At 70.8% G+C, this 22,589-nt stretch carries 11 protein-coding genes and 1 tRNA gene; 1 reads left to right on the forward strand and 11 read right to left on the reverse strand.

Going from position 1 to position 22,589, the window contains the following annotated elements; genetic code table 11:
- Positions 1-4 precede the first annotated feature (4 nt).
- The 5 genes from IE325_RS34755 to IE325_RS34775 all read right to left on the reverse strand — a co-directional run bounded on the left by IE325_RS34755 (position 5) and on the right by IE325_RS34775 (position 16,085).
- Positions 5-12,580 (reverse strand): RHS repeat domain-containing protein, encoded by a 12,576-nt coding sequence (locus IE325_RS34755; protein ID WP_190074114.1) that lies wholly within the window; start codon positions 12,578-12,580, stop codon positions 5-7.
- Positions 12,581-12,652: 72 nt separating this feature from the next.
- Entirely contained in the window at positions 12,653-12,865 is a 213-nt protein-coding gene (locus IE325_RS34760; protein WP_190074115.1) for a hypothetical protein, read from the reverse strand.
- 6 nt (positions 12,866-12,871) lie between these two features.
- Positions 12,872-15,334, reverse strand: coding sequence for a phage portal protein (locus tag IE325_RS34765; RefSeq protein WP_190074116.1), 2,463 nt, complete (start codon positions 15,332-15,334; stop codon positions 12,872-12,874).
- A complete protein-coding gene (locus tag IE325_RS34770; protein ID WP_190074117.1) occupies positions 15,334-15,726 on the reverse strand; it encodes a hypothetical protein in 393 nt (130 codons plus the stop codon). The genes IE325_RS34765 and IE325_RS34770 overlap by 1 nt, the downstream gene beginning before the upstream one ends.
- 41 nt (positions 15,727-15,767) lie before the next feature.
- Positions 15,768-16,085, reverse strand: a complete 318-nt coding sequence (locus IE325_RS34775) for a hypothetical protein (RefSeq protein ID WP_229912211.1) — start codon at positions 16,083-16,085, stop codon at positions 15,768-15,770.
- A 405-nt stretch (positions 16,086-16,490) separates the two neighbouring features.
- Between IE325_RS34775 and IE325_RS34780 the strand changes: the two genes are divergently transcribed.
- Positions 16,491-16,883 carry an HIT family protein gene (locus IE325_RS34780; protein WP_190074118.1) on the forward strand — a complete coding sequence of 131 codons (393 nt, stop codon included), beginning with the start codon at positions 16,491-16,493 and terminating at the stop codon, positions 16,881-16,883.
- A gap of 3 nt (positions 16,884-16,886) precedes the next feature.
- On the opposite strand, the gene IE325_RS34785 is transcribed toward IE325_RS34780, so the two are convergent.
- From IE325_RS34785 to IE325_RS34810, 6 genes are all read right to left on the reverse strand, one after another.
- Positions 16,887-17,984, reverse strand: a complete 1,098-nt coding sequence (locus IE325_RS34785; RefSeq protein ID WP_190074119.1) for a UDP-N-acetylglucosamine--N-acetylmuramyl-(pentapeptide) pyrophosphoryl-undecaprenol N-acetylglucosamine transferase — start codon at positions 17,982-17,984, stop codon at positions 16,887-16,889.
- A 114-nt stretch (positions 17,985-18,098) separates the two neighbouring features.
- Positions 18,099-18,173 (reverse strand) — tRNA-Ala (locus IE325_RS34790).
- 200 nt (positions 18,174-18,373) lie between these two features.
- Positions 18,374-20,035: a proline--tRNA ligase gene (locus IE325_RS34795; protein WP_190074120.1), complete on the reverse strand. Its 1,662-nt coding sequence runs from the start codon at positions 20,033-20,035 to the stop codon at positions 18,374-18,376.
- Positions 20,032-21,138, reverse strand: coding sequence for a glycosyltransferase family 4 protein (locus IE325_RS34800; protein ID WP_190074121.1), 1,107 nt, complete (start codon positions 21,136-21,138; stop codon positions 20,032-20,034). Before IE325_RS34800 ends, IE325_RS34795 begins: the two co-directional genes overlap by 4 nt.
- Positions 21,135-21,863, reverse strand: coding sequence for a WbqC family protein (locus tag IE325_RS34805; protein WP_229912213.1), 729 nt, complete (start codon positions 21,861-21,863; stop codon positions 21,135-21,137). Before IE325_RS34805 ends, IE325_RS34800 begins: the two co-directional genes overlap by 4 nt.
- On the reverse strand, positions 21,863-22,588 hold the full coding sequence (locus IE325_RS34810) for a PIG-L deacetylase family protein (RefSeq protein ID WP_229912216.1): 726 nt from the start codon (positions 22,586-22,588) through the stop codon (positions 21,863-21,865). The genes IE325_RS34805 and IE325_RS34810 overlap by 1 nt, the downstream gene beginning before the upstream one ends.
- Position 22,589: the final 1 nt, after the last annotated feature.

Here is a 22,589-nt window from a genome sequence, read left to right on the forward strand (position 1 = left end):
CTCCTTACCTGGTGGCCATCAGGCCCAGGAGGAACGCGCGCAAGTCGTCGTCCTGGTACCAATCGCCGCTAAACATCGCCTGAACGGACCGCGCGAGGGTGTCACCGGTCTCCGGTTGCGTCTGCTGCCGCCGCAGGAGCCGGTCCAGGGCGCTAGGCCGCACACGGCGGGCGCCAGACCTGCCGGTGTGCGTCCTGCTGAACCAGAACGCCCTCTGCGCGGCATCCAGGTCACCGAGGTGCCGGGCGAAGTGCTGTGCCAGGGCATACCCGGCGGTGCCCATTCCCTCGTCGGCCAGGTCGGCAACCGTGATCCGCTGCCCCTCTGGCTCGTAACGGCCCTGGTCGCCGTCCACGGCCGTCAGGCGGCGCGCCTCCGGCGTGCTGAGCCACGCGCGCGGGATGAGGCGCTGTACGCCCCGTACGGCGCGCTCGGCGTCCGGGTTGGTGTCCGGGCCGAACACGATCGCGTTGTTGCCCTCCGGTCCCATGTCGCGGACGTCGGCCAGGGCCGCGGCCACAGCGTCCGGCACCGCGGCGGCGTACCGGGTCCGCAGGTCCCCGTACTCCCGGCGCGCGGCCGCGAGTTCCGCACGAGCCGCAGTGATCTCGACCTCGAGGTCCTCGTCGTCCGGGATGGTCGCGCCGCTGCGGGCCGCCTGCAGGTTGACCAGGCGCCGCTCGCTGCTGGCCACGTAGTCGTCCGCATGCTGCAACGTGGCGTGCGGGTCGTCGCCGAAGTCGTCGCCGAGAGCAGCGGACAGACGACGGGTCACGTTCTGGTCGACGTCGTTGCCGGCCGCCCGCAGCGCCGCCATGTGGCGCAGCGCGGTCAGGCCGGGGCCGCCGTCGGCCGCCCGGTCCGGCGTCCACTGGATGCGGTCCGACCGGTCCGGGAGACGGCCCGCGGCGAGCTGCCCCCACGTCGTCGGGCGCCAGAAGGTGACGCGTCGCTGCGACTGCCCGAACCGCCCCGGCTCCGGCATGAGTCCGGCCCAGTGGGAGATCCGCGCGGCCAGCGAGTCGCCGTCCGCGTCGGGCAGGTTCACCGCACCATGCAGGCGCGCCAGGCGGCGGGACTCCGGCCACTGCCGGACACGGCGGACCATGCGGCCCAGGAAGGCCCGCAGGCGGCGCAGGCGCTCGCGCGAGCTCCGGTACTTCTCGGCAATCTTCCGGGCGCCCGCCTTCACCAGCTCCGCAAGGCGCTTGGCCATGCGGATCAGGAGAGCGACGATCCGGGCGAGGAGTCCCGGCTGGCGGCCGGCGTCCGGGTTCGCCGCAGCGACCCGGGCCGCGATCCGGCGGGCGGTTGCCTGCCGGGTCCCGACCATCTGCTGGGTGAGGATGCGGGCGATCCGCTCGGCATCGCCCGGGTCGACGCCCGCGGCCTGGAGCTGCTGGAGAAGCGCGTTCACCGCGTCATCCGCGTGCCCCGTGACGGCGTTGGTGACGTCCGGGTCGGCGTCCGGGGACGTCGACGGTCGGCCTGCGACCTGGTCCGGGATGAGGCGCAGCAGGTCCCGCGCGCGGGCCGCCAGGTCCTCATCGCTCTCGTCCGGGAGCGGCTCGAGGTCGTTGATGGTGCGCAGGGCCGCCCGCACGGTGTCCGTGTGGGCCTGGTCGCGGGTGTCGCGGAGGCGGCGCTGGGTGGCCGCACGGTCCCGGCCGGTGATGCCCGCGGCGTCGAGCGCGGCGGACCCGTCGCGGCGCGCGGTCTGGCGGGCGTCTCGCAGGGCATCGGCGGTGAGGCGCTGGGCGATCTGCTCGCGCAGGGCGTGGATGTCGCCGGGCGGCTCCGTGCCCGCGACGGCTTCGTCGATGATGCGCGCGGCGACGGTGCGGGCGTGGTCGCTGACGATCCGGTCGACGTCGGCCTGCGCCACCTGGTTGGGGTCGCGGGGTGTGCCGGCCGGCGGCAGCGCCGGGGTGGGCCGGTTCCGGTTGTACACGTTCACGGCACGGCCGTTGTGCAGCCCGAAGTCGTGCACGTTGCCGTCCTCGTCGAACCCGGTGAGCTGCATCCACCAGCCGTTGCGCTGCGGCTCGGTGATGATGGTCAGTCTCCGGTGCCCGTTGAACTGGTAGCCGGTCCGGCTGACGGGCGCGTCGATGACGTCGCCGACGCGCAGGCTTCCCGGGCGGACCCGCGCGACGGGTGCGGTGGGCTCGTCCGGCGTGGCCGGAGTGGTTGAGGCGTCCGGAGTGTCGCCGACGCGACGCATCGGACCGCCGGGGATACCGAATCCGGTGTCGCCCGAGGCGTCCGAGGCGTCGGTGTCGTCGACGTCGGGCGGGGTGACGGCGTCCGGCTCGGCCTCGGGGAGCTGCCACACGGGCATGGCCCCGTGGACGACTCGGCGGCGCCACTGCTGGTTCTCGTCCTCCAGAAGGAAGCTGCGCACGCCTCCGGGGCCGTCCTCGGCGTCGATGACGCGGAAGATGCGCACCTGGTCGCCCTGGCGTTCGTCGGGCATAGCCACCAGGTCGCCCTCGCCGATCTGAGCAGCGTTCGACGGGCGGGGCCGGTCGAGGCCTGCGGGCGGGGTGCGGCCTGCGGCGCGGTCGAGGTGGTCCGCGGCCCGCAGCGCAGCGCGGCCCTCGAGCGTCGACGGGTCCGCGGCCGCGCGCAGTTGCGTGGCCAGGGCCGAGGCCTGCTCCGGAGTGACGGGCAGGTCGGCGGTGATCCGTACGGCGGCCTGGTGGGCGTTGGGATCGTCGTCCGGGCCGTCGGCGTGGTCGCCGATGACGTTCCGGTCGCTCGAGTCGAGGTCCGGGTCGACGGTCGGGCCGGTCACCGGGTCCACGGTGTGCGGGGTGGGGTGCACGGTCAGGTCGTCGTCCGGCTCGGGGGCGTCGTCAGGGCCGAGGTCCGGGGCGCCTCCGTCCGGGCCCTGGGCGCGCGGGAGGACCGCGCGGGCGTCGACGTCGATCTCGCCCATCTCGCCGGTGGTGGTGTCGGCGTACTGCAGGGTGACGCGGTCTCCGTCCCGGCTGGGCGTGCTGGTGATCGCGACGGTGGCGAGGTGGCCGTCGAGGTCCAGGACCACGACGTCGCCGTCCTTGAGGTCCGCGGCCGCGGGCTCGTCGATGCCGGTCACCGGTGCGGTGTCGGGGGTGTCGTCGCGTACCTCGCCGGTGACGCGGAGGTCTCCGGCGCTGCGGGTGATGGTGCCGTCCGCCGTGGTGATGGTGACGCTGTCGCCGTCGACGTCGTCGACGGGGCCGAGAAGCGCGCCGTCCGTGTCGCTGACAACGTTCTGGGTCGTCACGCGGTGCCCGTCGGCGGTCCAGCCGTCGGGGCGCTGTCCGTCAGTGACGGTGACCGTCGTCGGGGAGAGCGCGGTGTCGTCATTGCCGTCGGACCAGTTCACCGAAACGGTGGTGTCGGTGGCGCCCGTAACGGTGCCCTCGCGGTCGTCGGTGCCGGTGACAGTGCTGCCGGGGAACAGGCCGCGGCCGTCGTGGTCGGCCGGGATCTGGTTGGGCAAGTCGCCGGAGCGGAGCGCGGCCTGGGCGCCGCTGGCCGGAGATCCGGGCACGACGTCGTCCGGTGCTTCCGCGCGTGCCGCGGTGGCGTTGATGGATGTGTAGATGTTCCCGGCCGCGCCGGTACCGTCCGGGTTCTGGGTGACCCACGTACGCCACGCACGTTCGGCGCGGCCGCGACGGGTGACCTCCACCCGCACGGGCGCGGTGTAGACGTATCCGGCGCGCTGAGCGGAGCGGCCCCGTTTGGTGGTGCCGTTGATCCGGACCATGTCGCCGGGCACCAGGTCCTCAACGCGGGCCCAGTGCGCGGGCTGGCCACCGATCGGCTCGGGCTCGCCCTGGTCGTTGCGGTCATCGCTCTGGGCTGGGGCCTCCTCGGGACGCGGCTTGCGTCGCACCACCCCGAAGGTGAGGCGCGCTTCACGGGAATCCCGACTCTGACCATCCGGGCCGGTCATAGTCCCTTGAGCTGGGTAGCCGTAGTGCTGCTGTGAGCCCAGTGCCTGAACGCCCCCCGAGTCGTAGGAGAGACGGTCGCCTTCGCGGACAGTTGCGCGGTTGGTGCTCACCGGCGACGGCCCAGAGCGCATGCCGCGCGGGGCTATCGTCGGGTGGCTGACCTCGTCGCCGGGCTGTAGGTCATCGGGGTCGGCCAGGACCGTGTAGCCGTCGGCCTCCTGCTGCCGGTGCCACTCGTCGGCCTGCTGCCGCCACGCTGCCCGTTCCTGAGCGCGGTCCCGATCGAGCTGCCAACGGTCGCCGTCTTGGTTGGCGTGCTCACTGAGCACGCGAGTGATCGCGTCCGCGAGGGTTTCTCCATCCGGCCCGCGGAATGTGCGGGCGCGCTGTGCGGCGTCTGGGGCGTCCCAGGGGAAGGGCTGTCCCTCAGCGTCACGGACGTGCTCCTCGAGGACGTTCGCTGCGTGTAGGGCCTCCTTCTGGGTGCGGAACCCGTTCAGGTCGTCGTGGACGATCGGCAGCATGGTGCCGGGTGTGGCGATGCGGAACCGGGCGTTGAACGCGTCGTTCTCCCGCGCGGCCTGGTTGCCGTACACGAGGATGCGACCGCCCTTGGAAAGCCGAGTGTTCTTGTCGTCGGCGATCTCCCGGAGTTCCTCCGGGTCTTGCTGACCCTGCCCAGCGTCATCCGCCGTACGCTGCTGTTCTTCTTCGTACTGCTGCCGCTCAGCACGGTCGTTGTCACGGCGCGACTGCTTGAACATGCCGAACGTCTGGCGACCGCCGTTGTTGTCGAACCACTCCTGCAGTTCCTCGCTGGCGTACTGCTGCCACCGGTCGCGTGCGGACAGGCTGCCGCCAGAGAACAGTTCCCGCTCGTCGAAGGGCAGGGCACCGAACTTGTACTCCCGCTTGAAGAAGTAGCCGTTCGTGAAGTCGACGGCCTGGCGGTAGCGGGCCTCGTCCCAGTCGGCGAACTCTGCGCGAAGGGCACGGTCGGTCTCCCGCTGCCGGTACTGCGGGTACGTGAGCCGGCCGTTTCCGGGGGTCTCGTCGTCGCCGTCGATCCAGTGGTTCAGCTCCGGCGAGGCCAGTTCCTTCGCGCGCCTGTTGCTGTACTTGCCGCCGGAGAACACGGCGCGCGGGTCGATGCCCTGGGCCTCAGCGTCCGGGCTGAGCATGCGCCCGCCGGTGGCCTGCATGGCGTCCTGAAAGCGCTCCTCATCAAGGGCGTCGAACTCGCGACGCAGGCGTCCGGGGGCGGCCGGGGCGGGCTGCGTAACGTCCGTGTCGCCGAAGCCGAGAGCCTCATCCATGAGGCGGCCCTCGCGTTCCGCCTCCTCGGCGTTCGCCGGAGGCGTCTCCGGCACCGCGGCGCGAACCCGCTGGTCAACGTAGCCGTCGCGGCTGTCCATCTCCGCCATGACGCGGAGCTCGTTCTCCGGGCCCAAGCCCTGCCGGTAGGCGGCCTCAAGCTCGGAGTCGTCCAGGCCGGAGAGGTCCTCGGGCAGAGTGAAGGCGCCGGCCCGCTCCTGCTCGTAGTCGTCCTGCACCGCGCGAAGCGCCTGCGGAAGGTTGCGGCCTTCCCCGTCACGCCAGGCGGCGACGCTGGCCGGGCCCCACGCCGCGTGCCAGTCGAAGGGGTCGCCGTTGCCGTCGCTGATCTCCTCGAACCGTCCGGCGAGCGCCCGCGCCTCCTCGGGGTCGTTGGAGGGCAGGGTGATGCCGGGCAGGTTCGTGCCGTTGCGGGCCTGGGCGAAGCGCCACACGGTGGTGCCGTCGGCCTGCGGCTCCGGGTACGTCGTCAGGCCGCCCTCGGGCGACAGCGCGAGCCCTTCCCGGTCCGCCAGGGCGGACAGCAGGGCGCGACGCTCGGGGGTGTCCTCGGCCGAGGTCAGTCCGTCGCCCGTACGCCAGGCGTTCCGCAGGGAGTCCACGTCGCGGTGACGGGGCCGACGGGATCGGTCGCCGTCGCGACCGCCGGAACGGCCGTTGCTGCCATCGTCACCGTCGCCGGTCGCGGTTGGGACGTTGAAGTCCGGCAGGCGCAGGTGAGGCAGGCCGGGGCCGCCCGGCCCGGCCCCGTCGGGGCCGCCGTTGCCGCCTCCACGGTCGCGGCGGCGCCGACGCCGGCGGCGGCGCTCCTCGTCGTTCTCGTCTTCCTCGGCGTCGCCCTCCGGGGCGTCCTGGTCGTCGTCCTCGTTGTCCGGGCCGTCGCCGTCGCTCGAGTCGCCAGCGTCGTCGGGCGAATCGGGCGTGCCCGCGCCCCCACCGTCGGGGTCGGCCGCCCCTCCGTCGGGGTCGGCGTCGCTGCGCTGCCGACGGTTCTCCTCGTCGTCCTGGCGCTGTTCGTCCTCGTCCTGGTCGTTCTGTTGCTCGCCGACCTCGCTCTCCGGGGTGCCGTCGCCGGTCGTACCGTTCTGGTCGTTGGACTCGCCGTCGGTGCTGCGGTAGTCGTCGGCCTGGCCGTCGTCGCCGCGGCGTTCGTCCTGCTCGCCGCGGGCGATGCGAGCAGCGCGACGGAACCGGTCGGCAGCGAGTTCGCCCTGCGGCCCGGCGAGTTCGTACTGCTCGGCGAGCGCGTCCATGCGGTCGGCGACGTCGCGGAGTTCCGCGTCCTTGTCGTCGGCCGAGTCGGCGGCAGACAGGCGGTCGTCCAACTCCTGCATCTCCGGCAGCGACTCGCCGCCCACCGCGTTCATGCCTTCGCCAAACAGAGCCCGCGCACGAGTGGTGCGGTCGTCGACGTCCGGCGCGTCCGCATCCGTGCCGTCGCTCGGCGCGTCGGCGCCATCGGGAACGGCCACGATGTCGCTCGGCCGGAAGCTCAACGGTTGGCCCTTGACGCGCCAGTAGCCCTCTCGCTCGGCCGGCCTCTCCACCGTGACGTTCATGTGCTCGCGGTCAGTGAGCCCTCCCCGGCCGCGCAGGGCGATCCGGAAACGGTCCCCGGGTTGGGGCTGGATATGAGAGCCGTCAACGGCCCGCCAGCCCTCCGGCACGCGAACCTTGGCCGCAAGGCGCTGCCCGTTCGCGCCCTCGATCCGGCGCGTCAAGTCGGAGGAGTCCTCTCGCCCCGGGTTGCCCTCCGGCAGCCGTTCCACCAGGTCAGCGCCCCGGAACAATGCGAACTCGGTTCGGACGGTCTGCTTGCCGTTGATCGTGACGTCCGACTCGACCTCGATGCGGACCTGGCCGTTGCTGAGTGGGGTGGCGTGAATAACGCGTCCCACCATGTGCATCGGCTCGTTGTAGGCGGGGTCTGCGGAAACGGTGTGGACCCAGTCACCGACCTGGATCTCGGCGGCGGAAACCATGTCGCCGCCGTACCGCTGCCGCACCGTTGCGAAGTCGTCAACCTGCCCCGGGGCCGCGCTTTCGGGGGTGCCCCCGTCCGTCGTACCGCCCTGCTGGAAGTCCGGATACCGAAGGTCGCGTTCGGCCTTCATGCGGGCTGCGGTGGCCCACGACCTGGACCTGCGCGTGTCGTACGGCAGCTCAAGGTTCGGGTCGTCGAACTGGCTCTCCAGCCATGCGGCCTCGTCACGGATCTGGCGGATGTCGCCCTGGAGATCGTCCGTCTCGCCCCGGCTGACACGCTGGATGAGGTCCTGCAGACGCTGGATGCGCTCCGGGTCCTGCAGGCCTTCCCTGTTCTGGAGGGTGGCGATGTCGTCGCCGATGTCGGCCATGCGGGCACGGAGTTCGTGCCGCCACGCCGGAGTCGGCTCCGGCCGAGTACGGTCGCTGGCCCACGCGAAGGTGTCGTCGGGGTGGCTCAGGAAGACGGGGCTGATGTCCGAACGAGAGCCGTCGAGGTTGGAGACGGACAGGACCATCGTCCCGTTTTCGTTCCGGCTCACGCTGTTCACGCGGACCGGCTGCCTCCAGCCCACGGGGTACGGGCGGCCGTTCCCGTCCCGCTGCGTGATCGGCACGCGGATGATGTCGTTCTCGGCGACGTCGTCGCGGTCGCCGAGGGCCCACCCCTCGGGTGCCTCACTGCGGGCCTGCTCCCGCCGGGCGTCCTCGTCGGCGTTCTCACGGCGGATGTTGCGGTTGCGGACGAGTGCGGCCACGGCCTCGGCGCGGCTCGGGTAATCGTCAGGGGAGGTCTGCCCGTCAGCGTTGGTGTACCGCCATTTGTGGGCGAGCTGGCGGACGGTGCCGGCGTCCTCGCCGTCGACGGCCACCGGGTACGAGCCGTCATCGTTGCGCTTGCCGATCTCGGCCCGCGCGAGCGCTTCGGCCCGCTCCTGCTTCTTCTTCTCCTTCTTCTCCTGGTCCCGGCGGGCGTTGTCGCGATTGCGCTGCTCCTCGTGCAGCGCGCCGCGGCGGCTGGCGACAGGAGAGAGAGCGAGCATGGCACTGCCCTGAACTCGCGGGCCTTCCCCGTTGCTCGCGACGTGCCGGTTCTGCCACGCCTGCAGCTCCTCGAGCTCGGCCTGGATTTCGGCGTCGTCCATATCCGCCGGCGACGTGTCCCGGATCGGTGCATCGGGCGCCGTGGCGTTGTCGACCGTGTCCGTGTCGTCGGACCGTCCCGGGCGCTGCCAGGCGTCCCACTGCTCGGGGGTGAACCGCTCAACCAGGCCACCCGACGGCATGGTGACGGTGTGCTGGCCCCCACTCCAATCGTTCTCCCACTGCTGCCGGTCGTCGTTCCAGCGCCGCCTCTCGTACGTAACCCGGGTGCGGCCCTGGTCACCGGAGGCTGCGGACGCGCGGCCGCGAAAGGTGCCGAAGTACGAGGCGAGGCTCCGGTCACGATCAGCGGGGTTCTCCGCGTCGAACCGGACCAGGTCGCCATCCTGGATGTCCCACGGGTGGAACAGCGTGCCGCCGTTGGGGCCGTCGCCCTGGGTCTCCGGCTCCCGCTCAGGCAGCGCAGTGAGCGCACGGTCGAGGTCCTGGCCCAGCTCGAGCAGGCTGGCCAGTACAGACTGGGCCGCCTCGGCGTCGGGCAGGTGGTCCCCGCGCAGTCGCCCGGCGACGTAGTCGAGTTGCTCGCGAACGCGCCGCAGGTCCTCGCGGGCGTCGCCGGTCGGGGGTTCACCGGCAAGGATGCCGTCGAGGGACTCCCGGATCTTGGCGTAGTCGCCGCGGATACGGCGGACGTCGTCCTTGTCCTGCCGGGACAGGCCGGTGAGGTTCGGCAGGGGCGGCAGGTCCGGCAGCCCGTCGAGGACCGCGCGGGCGGTCTCCGTCTCGTCCTCGGGCGAGAGGGGCGCGACGCTCACCTCGGGCCCGGTGGTGCTCTTCGGGTTGTTGCTGGTGCCATCGGAAGACGACGGGCGAGTGAGGCGAATCACCGGAACGCGACGCATCACCATGGGCTTGCGGTGATCCCAGCGGTACTCAACATCCGCAACCCGGCGGGTTTCGACGCCCATGCCGATCGCTTCGTCGTACACCCGCTTGATGACGCCGGAATCCCCGTTCTGAATGTTTGTGACCCATTCCCCCTCAGCCAACGGCTTGTCGTCCGTGCTGGCCGATTCCTTCTCGTCGTCGGGAGCGCCCGCCGGGACGTAGGCGTCGCCCCGCGCGTCTGAAGCGTCCGAGGCCGGGGCCTCTGTCTCCGGCGGCGCCGAGTCGGGGGCGCCGGCCGCTGGCGTCTCGGTCTCCGGGGCGTCCTCGGACCGGGCGTCGCCCTCCGACCCTTCTGCGGCGGGGGTATTGGCCTCGGAGCCGTCCGTCTCCGGTACCTCGGGGGTCTCCTCGTCCGGGTGCAGCACGCGCAGTTCCCTGTCGGGGGCGAGGACGTGCTCCTTGCCGTCCTCGTCGACGACGCGGATACGGCCGCGCGGTGTCCGCACGGGCTCCTCCGCCACGGTGTGCGTGCGCCCGCCGGAGTCGACGAACCGGTCCCCCTCCTTGAAGTCGGCAGGCTTGCGGGACTGCGGGGGACGCAGTCGGCTGGTGTCGCGTCCCTCGGCGGCGGCGAACATGTCCGGAGTGCCGAAGACGTCGTCGGCCAGGTCGTCGGGGTTGTCCGGGTCGGCCACGAACCGCTGCTGCTGCTCCGGCTCGACGTCGAACAGGCCGCCGGGCTCCTCCGCGGGCGCCTTGGGCTTCGGCTTCGGCTCCTCCGGCGGCTTCCGGCCGGCGCGGCGGGCTTCCTCCGCCTCGAGGACCCGCAGGCGGGTGCGATCGGTGCCCTCCAGCTCGCCGCCATTGGCCATCTCCCGCTCCATCAGGGAGACGATCTCGTCGCGGATTTCGCCGTCTTCCATCGCGGACGGGGCCTTGGAGGCGCGGGCGGCCGCTGCGGGCGCGTTGACCTCGTCAGGGCTCAAGATGACCCCTACCGGGTCGTCGGCTGACGACTGGTCCGCGTCGCCGCTGGCGGCGTCGGGAGCATCCGTGTTCGGGGCGTCGGCGTGCCCCTGCTCGCGCTTGGCCTGCAGCTTGGCCTCGGCCTCGTCGACGCGCTTGGTGTAGGCCTTGTGGGCGCGGATCTCCTTCCGGTCGGAGTCCAGTCCTTCGCCGCCCGCCAGGGTCCACGCCCACTCGAGGAGTGCACGGTGCGTTTCGATCGGCGCGGTCACCTTGAGGCTGCCGTTACGGTTCTTCGTGGCCTCGGTGAGGGCCTTCCGGGTGTCCGGGTCCTCCATGGCCGCGGTCTCTTCGACGTTCAGGAAGTCGGCGAGGGCCTCCGGCAACGTCAAGGTGACGAGGTTCTCGGGGTTGTCCCAGCCGTGCCGCAGCGGTTCAGGGGCAGGCTCACGGGCCGTACGCTTGCGCTTGTTCTCCCGGATCGCTTGGGCGTCGGCCGCGAACCGGTCGGCGTTGTCGTCCAGGCGCTCCTCCAGGCGGTGCAGCGCCCGCTGCATGCCGTCGCCCAGGCTGTCGGTGTCCAGCTCGTGGAGGGAGGCAAGGGCGCCGCGCATGGCCTCGCCGTTCTGGTGGTATCCCTCGGCCCCCTTGGGCTCGTCCGTGACGTTCTGCAGGTGCTGGACCAGGGCGCGGTACTCCTCGGGCGCCCCGTCCGGCCACTGTTTCTCGGCGAGCTCGTTGACTGCGGCCCAGTCCTTGAGGATGGCCGCGGCCGCGCGCTTGGCATCGCCGCTGTTGGGGTGCTGCTGCATGCTCGAGGTGTCGCGCTGCGCGTCTTCCGGGCGGCGGCGGGCCCTCGGGATGACGTTCATCGTGTCGCCGCTGTCCGCACCGAACTGGTGGGTCTCACGGCGGCCGCCGAGGTGGCGGGTGGTGAAGGTGCGGCCCCCCGGGTACCGGCGTACGGCCGTGACGACGTGGCCGAATTCGCCGCCCGCGACGACGTCGCCGACACGGACGCGGTCGGCGCGGACCTTCTCGGGGATGTGTCCGTCGGTGTGGCCGGACACTGCCACCTGGTTCGGCATCCGCATGAGGCGCACGCTGTCGCCGGACGTCATCACCGTGCCGTCCGGGGCGGTCAGGGTGGCGTCGAGCAGGGGCACCCACCTGGTCCTGTCGAAGGTGGGGGCGAGGGTGCCCTCGACGGTGACGGTCTCCGGCTTGTCCTGGTCCCGGGTGCTGGACGGCCACTCGATGTCGCTGCCGCTCACGGTGGCCTTGATGCGGTCGCCGGGCCTGAGCTCTCCACGGCTGACCGTCGCCGCGGTGTTGCTGTCGGCGGGTGGGGCGGCCGGGGTGGTCCGGGAGCTGTCGAACTCCTGGCGGGTCCGCTTGATGGCGGCCTGGATGTTCTCGCCCTGGGCGGAGCGCCAGGTGCTGGCGGCCTGATCGAGGTCCGGGTCAGAGAAGTCGAACCCGCCACGGCCCATCGAGTTCTGTCCGGCTGGGGCCGTGCGGTCGAGGTGCCGTGCGAACTCGATGGCTTCCTTCGGGGTGGCGAACTCACCGGCTGCGTCCATGCGCTGCCCGGTGCCAGTCGCGGTCAGGTACCAGCGTCCGGTGGAGTCATCGCGGAGGGCGACCACCTTGCCGTTGAGGGAGGTCTGCAGGGGGTCGTCGTCACCCGCGACGGATCGCAGGAACTGCGCCATCTCCGGCTTCTGGCCCGGCCGCTCGGCGAGGTCGAGGAAGTGCTGCCGCACGGCTGCGGTGTCCCGGAACCGGGCGCCGGCCCCGTGCAGCCGGTTGGGCAGGGCCTGCACGTGAACGGGCACCTTGCCATCGGCGGGCTCGTCCTGGTCGTCGTTCTCGCGAGGGCCGACGGGGTCGTCATCGTCGCCGATGGGACGGCCGCGGTCGTCGACGTCGTGGGGGTCATTCGGAGTGTCGGGGTCGCCGTCGTCGTCCCGGGCCACACCGTTGCCGCGGCGCGGGTCCGTGTACCGCTTCTCGTCTTCCGCGGCGACCTTGTCCTCGTTGTCGGTGGGCGCGGAGCCGTCCGGGCGGGCGACCATGGACACCCACTTGGCGCTGGTGGTGTGCCTGCGGCCAGCGAACTCGTTCGGGCCGGTCTGGTCCTGGACGAGGATGCGGTCGTTGGGGAGGGCGCGGACGACTCGCGCGAGCTTGCCGCCCCAGAGCCTGACGGTTCCGCCCGTCTCGATAAACCGCCCCTTGCTGTCCCGCGGGTGCAGGGCGGGGTTCCACTTCCGGCGGGCGGCCTTGACCTCGAGATCGGCGCTCGGGTCCTGCAACTCAGCGTGCTCAGCGGCGGGGCGATTCAGCATGCCGCGGACCATGCACACCGCGGCTGGTTAACGTCGCGCCCTACCGCGCGGGCGCGACACGGGGGCCGGGGCCTACATGGTTTCGGTGAGGACGTGGATGGCGAACCAGCCGGAGAATCCGAACCAGCCGACGGCGAATATCGCTCTGCCGACCTTGCTGGTGCGGGTGCGGAACAGTCGGCGGAAGTTCTCGGAGAGCGTGTCGTTCTCCCGCTTGTTGGCCAGGGCGATTCCCTCGGCGACAGCGAAGAAGGCGGTCCAGGCGATCCAGATGGTGGGCCACATGACGGGCTACTCCTTGGGGTCGGTGTCGTAGTGCAGGCGGCAACGGCAGTTGATCGTGAGGGCGAGCGGCGCGAACGGATCGCCGGGGTACCGGAGCTGGGCACCGTCGATCTCGTACGGGGTGCCGACGGGCAGGGGCGTGCCGTGCAGCGCCTTGTGCGCGGGCCGTACGCGGTCGTCCTGGCGTGTGATCCACGTCCGGACGACTCCGGGCCCGGCACTCTCGGCCGCAGCGTCTGCGGCCCCGTTGATGGTCGAAACCGCGCACGTCTCCGCGATCCGTGCGACCCACCCGAGGCCAGCACGCTCGTAGAACCTGCCGACTGTCCGCTCCAGGTCCTCGAGTTTGAGCTCCGCTTCCGGGATGGTCTGGAGGCTGCGCAGCTCCTCGGCCAGGTCACCGAGCAGCGCGGCCACGGCCTGCCCGGCGTACATCGCGGTGACGAGAGCCGCAGCGACAGCAGCCGGGGGAACCGTGTCGGTGTCGGCGATGGACTGGCCGAGTCTGCGGGCTGTGGTGGTCGCGGCCTGCTGCAGGACCGGTGCGAGGGTGTTCGTCGTCTCCTCTTCCCAGCGGGCCGGGGTAACGACGCGGTCCTCGTCGATGTTCGCGTCGCCGACCCGGGTGTCGTTGTCGTTCTCCGGCTCCCAGAACCGCGTGTGCTTGCGGATCTTCGGGGCACGAAGCCGGGCGACGATGACGCCCTGCTGGCGTGCCAGAAGCGCGGTGAGGGCTGCCTGGAGGGCCATGGACAGGGCGTCGAAGTCGGCGTCGGTGACCTCGAACCCTTCGCCAGACAGGGACTTGGTCTCGAGTTGGGCGCGCGCCGCGGCGACGTCCTCGGCGGCTGGTCCGTCCTCGGGCTGCGTGACGGTGGCGCGGGCGCGGGCGACGTCGTCAGCGGCGGCTCCTGGGGCGGCCGCGGTGGTCTGAGCGCGGGCCGCGGCGACCTCGTCGGCCGCGGTGCCTCCCGCTCCGGAGGGCAGCTCGAGGGGCGCCTCCCCGAGGGCTAGGGCGACGTCGGCGGCAGCGGTCGGGGCCGCCTCGAGCTCGCGGGCGTCGGCGACCGCCACGGCGGCGGACTGGTCTCCGGCCGGGGGCAGTGCCGCGTTCGGGTCGGTGCCGGCTGCGTCGAGGGAGCCCGGTTCGGGGGCCAGGCCGAGCGCGGCCGCGTCCTGGTCGTTGGCCGGCACGGGCGCCTTCTGGGGGCTGATCCACAGGGCGCGGGACTGCGGCGTGTTGAAGGGCTTCCTGTTGGCGATCTTCCGGTACTCGTCGATCGTGATCAGGCCCGCCTCGAACTCCTTGCGCGCCTCTTCTCGGGCCTGGCGGCGGGGGAACTCGAGCGCTTGGACACGGGAGGTGTCGAACCGGATCACCCAGTCGTCGGACAGGTCCGGGTCGAAGGCCGACGCGATCAGGTTGAGGTGGGGGAGCTCCGTGTGCGACCAGAAGTTCCACTCTTCCCGGTCGGCGTTGTTGAACGTCCGCTCCGAGGCGTTGCCGATGACGCTCTCGTACACGCCGAATGCGGAGAGGATCTCGTTCTTCGCCGTGCTGGAGAGGGTCTCGTAGGCCATCTCCCGGGGGCGGGCGGAGGTGTCCACGTAGGTGACGCCGCCGGGGCCTGTCCCGACGAGGGTGAGCTGTCCGGCGTTGTGCGTGCCCGGGGCGAGACGCTTCTGGATCCGGGCAACCTCGGCAGGGTCGACGCCGTCCAGGTCGATACCGACAATTCCGCCCGGTCTGCCGTCATTGTCAATAAAACTGATGTTGTAGGTGCGGGCCTTCACGTCCAGGTCGACCGAGAGGCCCGCGGCCTCGAGCGGCGTCACCCCGCAGAACGGGTCCGTGGGGTGGGGGTCGCGCAGCCAGATGACGTACTTCGGCTTGAGCTCGCGGATGCGCCCTGCGTAGTCCGTGAACTCGAAGTGCTTGACGTAGCTGGCGTTCTCATCGTCCGGAATGATCTGGACGCGGTCCGGCGGCAGCAGGTCGATCCTGGTCAGGACTCCGCCGCGGCTGTACGTCTTCTCGATGAACACGCCCCTTTTGCTGAGGAGCAACTGGGCGCTCAGGCGCTTCTTAAAGACGTCGCCCGTCTCGAGCGGGTTGGCCTGCTTGTTCAGCAGCCGCAGGAGCGGGTGGTCCTCAAGGGTCTCCGCGAACTCCCGCTCGTCGCCGCCGCGGCCGATCTGCACCGGGAGGGTGGAGGCGTGTTTGCTGATGGCCTCGATGCTCTTGAAGGTCCAGATGCTGCGTTCGTAGCCCTCGACGATGACGCGCTCGAGGTCCCAGCCGTCCGCGCGGCCCGGGGTGCCCCACACGTTCGTGACGCCAGCGAGCGTCACCGACGTGTAGACGCCTCCGGCCAGGAGGTCCTTCGTTTCGGTGGGTGGTGGCGCCGGTTCTGCGGCCCCTCGGGGTACCAGGAGGCCGCGGAGGGCGGGGAAGAGTTGGCGGGGCATCAGGCCCCCTCAGCGCTGGACAGCCACAGGCCGGTGGCGGCCACGAGGGCGCTGACTGCCAGCCATCCCAGTGGGGGCAGCAGGTAGAACAGGACGGCGGTCTGTCCTGCGTAGCCGCTGAATGCGGCGATAGCCCCGGCGTCTTGCTGCCATCGGCGCGTGGAGTTACGGCGGACGAGGACGCCGCTGGCGCACAGGCCGATGAGCGCGGCGGACAGGCCGGCGGTCCAGTGCAGGGCGCCCAGCGCACCAAGTCCGCCGAGCACGCCGAACGAGAGCAGGAAAAGCCCGAGAGCCTCCCGGCCGACCTTGTCGGAGAGCACCGACCCAGTGATGTCGGTGGTGGCGACAACGGGGTCGTCGTTCGACGGCTGAGTTCGCTGAGTAGTCACGCCGCGCACCATGAACAGTGGGCGGCGTTAACGTCGCGTGCTCAGCGCGGGGGCCGGGACACCCCAGACATGTAGGCGCTGATACCGCGCCGATTGATGGTCCCGCCGGAGATGATTCGCGCGTTCGGGGGCGGGGTGGGGACCTTCCGCTTGGCCCGCTTGGTCTGGTCGCCGCCGATCAAGTGCGTGTTGTCGACCTTGGCCGCGCAGTCGTCGCCCTTGACCTCGTCGTACGGGCGGCGGCAGCCGCGGCAATACACCTCGAGCGCGTCGACACGCTGGCCCTCGGTGGCCTTGAAGCTGCCGCGGTAGTCGGCCACGCTCGCGATCTTCGGCGTGACCTCGACCTCGGCGGCCACGACCCAAATGTGGGAGAGGTCCGGCGCCTCAACTTCTGCGGCCGGGAGCTCCTGCGGGGGAGTGGTCTTCTGCTCAGGCTCGGCTGTGGGGGTGGGTGCCGATTGTGTGTCTGGCTCGGGCTCCAACCAAGCGAAAAGGCTCTCCTGCAGGTGGGAGATGCCGGTCTCGGGCGAGAGGGGGGCTGTCGCGGTCGTCACCGTTCCTCCGGATCACTGCGGGGTTGACGTAAAGTGCAACCCCCTTCACTGCCGGAACGCCAACGACCGCGTTCTGTTACACCCAACATCGGTGGGGCCCTTGGTACATGGGCCCCACCGATGACTGCCCGTGTGGTCAGGGTGTGTTGTGTGGCCGGGCGGTAATCTTGCGCCTAGATCACCGACAGACACGGAAAGTGACGAACTGTGACCACTGCTGTTGTGGCCCCCGCGAAGGTCTCGGACTTCTACTGCCACCAGGCCATTCCCGGCCTCGTGGAGATCGAGCGGGTGATGGAGACTGACCGGGTGCTGGCGTTTCACCACACCAAGCCGTCACACCCGGTACACATCGTGGTGGTGCCCAAGGAGCACATTCCGTCGCTCGTGGACCTGGGGGACGGTGGCCCGGAGCTGCTGGCGGAGATCATGGACGTGGTGGCCAAGGTCGCGGACCAGGTCCGTGAGAAGCACGGCGCCGCTTCCGTGACCACGAACTTGGGCCTGTACCAGGAGTCCAAGCACCTGCACTGGCACGTCTACCACCGCGGCGAGACCGACGAGCAGATCCGCGAGATGTACGGCCATGGTGACAACTGACGCCTAGCGAACTCGGCGGCGCCGCGGCCGGGCAGCGGACAAGGTCTCGCTGGCGATGCGACTGGCCGCCTGGTGGATCACGGCGGGATCCGGCCTGCTGAAACTCGCGTGGGCGCCAGCCAGGCGAAGGCAGGCTTCGACGAGCGTGCCGCCGCCAGCGAGGGCGTCGTCGTCCTGGATGACGCGGCAGCGCCCCTCATGGCGACGCGCGTACGCCTCGGCGTTGACCAGTTGGTCACCGCGGCTGACGCTGGCCGGCAGCGGGACGAGGACGGCGCGCTTGCCGAGTGCCTCCAGCTCAGCCAAGGTCGTCGCCCCGGCCCTGCCGATGACCAGGTCGGCCAGCCACAGTGCGTCGGTCATCTCCTGGTGCAGGTACTCGTACTGCCAGTAGCCGGGTGTTCCGTCGAGGGACGGTTCGAGGTTGCCCTTGCCGCACACATGGACGACCGCATACCGGCCGCAGAGATTGTCCAGTTGGCTGCGTACCGCGTCGTTGATGCGGGCAGAGCCGCTGCTGCCGCAGAAGATCAGCAGGACCTCGGCGCCGGGCTTGATGCCGAGCTGGCTGCGCAGCCGGTCCGGGTTGCCCTCGCCGAGGTCGTGCCGCAGGGGCAGGCCGGTGACGACCGTCTTCCGGGCGAGCCAGCGCGGAGACTTGGACCGGGCCGGTTCGGAGAGGCAGACGCGGGTCGCCATCCGGGCGAGTATCCGGTTCGCGAGGCCGAGGGAGTGGTCGGACTCGTGGATGACGACCGGAACCCGGCACAACCAGGCGGCGATTCCGACGGGGACGGTGACGTAGCCGCCCTTGCTGAACACGGCGTCGGGGCGCTCACGGCGCATGGCCCGCCAGGCTGCGATGATGCCGCGCCCCACGGTGAAAGGCATCCGCAGGTTGCTCCACGAGCCGTATCGCTTCAGGCCGGCGGACGGTACGGAGCAGAAACGGATATCGGCTTTCGCGGCGTACTCGTGCTCGATGCTTCCGTCCCGCCCGAAGAACACGAGCTCGTTTCCGCTCTGCGTGAGCTGGGAGGCGACAGAAAGAGCAGGAACGACATGCCCTGCGCTGCCGCCGCCAGTGATCGCAATTTTCATCAGTACCGTTTCCGGATTCGCATGACCTTATGTACGGGTGATCGAAATTACTTCAGCAGTACTCCGTGCCTGTTACGGTCGTTGACCGAATCTGGCACGGAGTACTGACTGAGCTGGTCGGGTCGGCCGGACTTGAACCAGGCTCCTCGGCAACGCTTTTGCCGTGCTCCACCGTTGAGCTACGACCCGTTTGCTGTGACGGGCATCAAGCTAGGGGCCGCCGCATCCGGGCGTCAATAGAATCGACGGAATACTGATTGAATTTTCGCCATCGCTCACTCGCACGAATAGCTGGCTCTTTATCGGAGTCTAGGAATGTCGAATAGCGTCGCCGTGACGGGGTATTGCGGCGACGCTGTTTCAGTCCGACTTGGGGGTATCTCCCGGGGTCATCCGCCAGTGGCGAGCTGGGGAATGTGACCGGATTGGGTGAGGGTGGTGCGTCCAGTCCAGCGGCTGATGACTTCGATCTCCTCGGCGGGGCGGTCGGGAGAGAGCACGGCGGCGTGCGGCAGGCCCAGCAGGCGGGCGTAGCGGAGCTTCTCCCCGGCGGGCAGGGGCCGGTCGTCGACGAAGAGGCACAGCCCGCGGGAGGTGAGGTCCTGCACGAGCCGGTCGGTGCGCTCTTGCATCTCCGGCTGATCGGAGCGCAGTACGGCGAGGTGGACGTCGGCTGGCCCGGTGCCGGGCTTCCAGCGCAGGCCCTGGTGGTCGCGGTGGAGGTCGGCGGCGGTCTGCATGCAGCGGGTGACGCCGATGCCGGAGCAGGCCATCCAGGGAACGGCCTGGCGTCCGGCGTGGTCGGTGAAGGCGAGTTTCATCGGCTGGGAATACTGGGTTCCGAGTTCGAAGACGTGAGCGACTTCGACGGCGCGGACGGCGCGGTGGGTCCCAGGGCACAGGGTGCACCGGCTGCCGTCCGAGGCCTCGGCGAGGTCGAGGCCGCTTACTTTCAGGGCACCCAGGTCTGGGTCCCCGTTCCAGGTCACACCGCTGCGCAGCCCGCCGGCGCCGTCCGAGATCGCGAATTCGTCCAGAGCGGCGACGGAGGTGTCGAACAACAGGAGGGTGTCGGGGCTGTCGGCAGCATCCCACGGGGTGAGGGTCCCGGCCTCCTTGCCGAGGATGCCGGGTAGATCCTGGGGCTCGATGAGGGCGACGCGCAGTGCGCCCGTGGCGGCGGCGACTTTGCGGGCGCTGACCTTGAGCTCGGAGCGGACGGCCACGGCGGCCGGCTGGATGTTGCCGTCGGGATGGGTGAGGACGAAGGCGATCACGTTGACGACGGGCGCGGCGGGTGGCGGCGCGGGGTGTGTGGGTGTGACGGCTCCGTCGCCGCGGTTGCCGCAGTGGTCGCAGGCCACGATGGTGCTCTGCCCGGCGTCGGACAGCACCAGGTGCTCGGTGCTGGGGCCGGCGGAGATGGCGCCGCCGTCCGCCGGTGCCTGGAAGACGCCGGGCAGTCCCATGCCGGTCAGGGCGGCGGTGCAGGCCTCGTTCAGGAAGGCCGTTGACTCGCGCATGCCGTCGGGCGATGTGTCGAAGGTGTACGCGTCGGCCATGGTGAACTCGCGTCCGCGCATCAGCCCGCCGCGCGGGGAGAGTTCGTCGCGGAACTTGCTCGTGGACAAGAAGAGCCGCACGGGCAGGTCCCTGAAGGAGCGCAGGTGCTCGCGGACCGTGGCGGCCGTGATCTCCTCCGAGGTCGGCGCGAGGCACATCTCATCTCCGCTGGAGCTGCGCACAGTCAGCAGAGCGCCTTCGCGCTGATAGGAGCGCCATCGGCCGGTCTCCTCCCAGAGCCGTCGGCTTTGCAGGGTGGGGGCGGCGAAGGCGAGCGCGCCGCGCTCCTCGAACGCGGTCCGGGCGATGGCCGCCATCCGGTCGTGGACGCGCAGGCCGAGCGGCAGGAGGGTGTGGACGCCGGTCGCGTCGGTGCGGCCCACCAGGCCCAGGTGGTAGAGCAGGTCGAGGGCGGGATCGGTGGCTTCCCCGGCCCCACGGCGGACCGGCGGCCACATCCGGCTGGCATACAGGGCGGTGGTGGTCATCGGCGCCCCTCGATCACGGAAGTGGACAGGCGGGTCACCTGTGCGACGGTGTTGGCGATGTGGTGTCGGTGGGCGTTGGCCGCAGCCGCGCCGTGCAGGTCCTGGCGGAGCGCCGCGTCGGCGGAGACGCGGTCGATGAGCCCGGCGAGCGCCGGTGCGTCGCCGGGCTGGTAGGACATGCCGCCGTCGCCGAGGGTGTAGTCCAGGCCGGGCAGGTTGCCGTAGAGGACGGGTAGTCCGTGGGCCTGGGCTTCGACGGCGACCAGACCGAAGGCCTCCAGCTGGCGAGTGGTGAACACCAACGCGTCGAATCCGGCGAACCGCGCCCACAGTTCCTCGCGCGGCAGGAACGGCTCGAAGGTGACCCGCTCGCCCAGGCCGAGACGTTGGGTGCGCTCCTTGAGCAGCGGGAGTTCGCTGCCGCTGCCGATCACCGTGAGTTGGTGCTTGTCCTGGGTGAGGGCGAGGGCTTCGATCGCCGTCACGGTGCACTTGTTGGCATCGAGGCGGCCAGCGTGCAGCAGGTTCAGCCGGTGCAAGGGCCGGGGCATGGCGGTCGGTTGGGGTGGGAGCGGGACGCCCCAGGGGACGGTTGTCAGCCGGTCGGTGTAGGCGTGTTTGGTGAGCCGGTCGACCTCGAAGCCCATGGCCGTGTTCGGGACGACCACCTTGGTGCTGGCGGCCACGATCTCGGTGAGGACGAGGAGGGCCTGCTCGCTTTCGGCGGCGGCGATGACGTCGGTGCCGTGCGCGACGGACATCAGGGGGGTGGTGCCCGCCGCGCGGGCGAAGGCGAGTGCGAGCCCGAACCCGAGGTGCTGGGCGTGGATGAGGCTAGGCCGGTGGGCACCGATCAGGTCGGCGACCTCGTCGGTCAGTTGTGCGGCGTAGGCGTCGAAGCGCGGGCCGTAGGGCTGTTTGTCGGCGGCGAGCAGGGTGGTCTCGGGGAAGTGGTGCTTCCAGGTGCCGCTGCCGGGCAGGCCCAGGTAGAGCACCCTGAAGTCGTCGGTGAGCCGTTGGTAGACGTCGCTGCACCAGATGGTCGACCCGCACGAGGGCTCCATCGGCAGGTCGATCCCGGTCAGGATCAGCGGACGGTTCATGCCGCGCTCCCCTTCTCGGCGTGCGGGAGGTAGGTCTCGAACGAAGTACGCAGCAGCGCGGCGGTGCCTGCCCATCCCAGGGCGCAGACCGCGTCGATGACGGACAAGCCAGGCGTGAACTCCTGGCGGGGCCATGCCTGGAGGTACTGCGGGTGCCGGTCGGTGAACTCGTTCCACCGCACCGACACCTGGTGGTGTTCCAGCTGGCTGGGGTCGAGGTACTCGCGGGTGCCGGATCCGGCCCACAGCTCCCGTTCCCCGGCGGACGCGCAGATCTGGGCAAGCCGCTCGGTCTTGTCGGTCGCGGTGATCTTCATCTGAGAGGTGCGCAGCAGCCGGGCCCGGGAGCCGAGGGCGGTGGCGAGGGCGGTGATCAAGTCGATGTTGAGATCGGCCAGGTGCTCGTGGCCGGCCGTCAGCGCCGGACGCAGCACGTTCAGAGCCTCGTCGACGTAGAGGGTACGGGCGTAGGCGAGTCGGATCTGGCGCAGGAGCCGGTCGGGGTCGAAGGCGGAAGCGATCCGGGTGTCCTTGATGAGCTGGCCGGTGTTCCGGACGACCGGCACGGTCAGCCAGGTGATCCCGTCCGCGGTCTTGACGCGGTTGCGGTTCTGCCAGCCGCCCTGGGTGTACTGCACGTCGTCGTAGAAGGCGACCGTATCGCAGCCGAGCAGGGCCTCGCAGAACCCCAGCCACGGGGCGAAGGGCGGCTGTTCGATGTACATCAAAGTCGGGCGTCCTCTCGCGAGAGAGCGAAGGTGAGGGTGAGCAGGGTGGTCTCGAATGCCTCGAAGGCCCGCCCGGTGGACGTGGCCGTGGGGCGCAGGGACCATCCGGCCTGGGCGGCGCGGTGGCGGGTGTACTGCGAGCTCAGGTACCAGCGCCCGCCCTGGCTGTGGTGCGCGTTCAGGGCGCGGACCTTGTCGTCGACGAAGTCGGTGACGTCGACGAGGACGGTCGGGCTGAAGCCGGAGCGGGGGGCGTGGGGTTCGCCGTGGAGCACGGTGTGGCAGGTTGGCACGCGGGTGGCGGCGTTCGCGGCGGCCGTGGCGACCGCCAGGTGGTCCTGGTGGTCATTGGCCGCTCGCGTGCTGTGGGTGATGAGCAGTGTGCACTGGAGCCGGTTCAACTCGGCCTCCAGCAGGGAGATCAGGTGGAGGTCGGCCACCAGCGCGCCGTCGGTCAGGTGGAGGAAGGCCACGTCGATGCCGGTGTCGTGCCAGGCGGCGGTTACCTCCTTCTCCCGCTCGTCCTCGGAGAGTTGACGTCCGGCGTCGGCGTCGGCGATGGATACGCCGTTCGCGCCGTGGGTGACGACGACGACCGACACCACCGCACCGGCCTCGCGGGCCTTGCGCAGAGTGCCGTAGCACAGCAGCTCGGCGTCGTCCGGGTGGGCGACCACGGCGACCACTTGCTCCACCGAGCTGCTGACGGCGGTGCCGGTCACG

This window comes from Streptomyces lanatus (assembly GCF_014655715.1).
Lineage (GTDB): Bacteria > Actinomycetota > Actinomycetes > Streptomycetales > Streptomycetaceae > Streptomyces > Streptomyces lanatus.

Coding starts and splice junctions, on each gene's coding strand:
- IE325_RS34755 (WP_190074114.1), bottom strand. CDS start 12,580: ATGCTGAATCGCCCCGCCGCTGAGCACGCTGAGTTGCAGGACCCGAGC.
- IE325_RS34760 (WP_190074115.1), bottom strand. CDS start 12,865: ATGTGGCCCACCATCTGGATCGCCTGGACCGCCTTCTTCGCTGTCGCC.
- IE325_RS34765 (WP_190074116.1), bottom strand. CDS start 15,334: ATGCCCCGCCAACTCTTCCCCGCCCTCCGCGGCCTCCTGGTACCCCGA.
- IE325_RS34785 (WP_190074119.1), bottom strand. CDS start 17,984: ATGAAAATTGCGATCACTGGCGGCGGCAGCGCAGGGCATGTCGTTCCT.
- IE325_RS34795 (WP_190074120.1), bottom strand. CDS start 20,035: ATGACCACCACCGCCCTGTATGCCAGCCGGATGTGGCCGCCGGTCCGC.
- IE325_RS34800 (WP_190074121.1), bottom strand. CDS start 21,138: ATGAACCGTCCGCTGATCCTGACCGGGATCGACCTGCCGATGGAGCCC.
- IE325_RS34805 (WP_229912213.1), bottom strand. CDS start 21,863: ATGTACATCGAACAGCCGCCCTTCGCCCCGTGGCTGGGGTTCTGCGAG.